We start from the raw sequence: 207 nt of genomic DNA, 5'->3' as shown, positions 1-207 counted from the left end.
CGCGACGATGCCGGGCTGGACGGCCGTTCCCCTCACGGAGTGGCTCGACGGCGTGCTGGGTCTGCCGGTCGCGGTGCTCAACGACGCGCGGGCCGCCGCGTGGGGCGAGTTCGTGGAGGGCGCGGGGCGCGGCGTGACGCAGTTCGCGTTCGTGACGGTCTCCACGGGCGTCGGGGCGGGGCTGGTGCTGGGCGGGCGTCTGCATCT

At 75.8% G+C, this 207-nt stretch carries 1 protein-coding gene; it reads left to right on the top strand.

Going from position 1 to position 207, the window contains the following annotated elements; genetic code table 11:
* On the top strand, positions 1–207 hold a 207-nt coding region (locus DEIPI_RS28465; RefSeq protein ID WP_157463459.1), incomplete at both ends, for an ROK family protein.

Origin of the sequence: Deinococcus pimensis DSM 21231 (genome assembly GCF_000519345.1) — a bacterium.
Classification (GTDB): Bacteria; Deinococcota; Deinococci; order Deinococcales; family Deinococcaceae; genus Deinococcus_A; species Deinococcus_A pimensis.
Note: the sequence above shows the minus strand (reverse complement) of the source record. Positions and strands in the feature narration are given on the sequence as shown.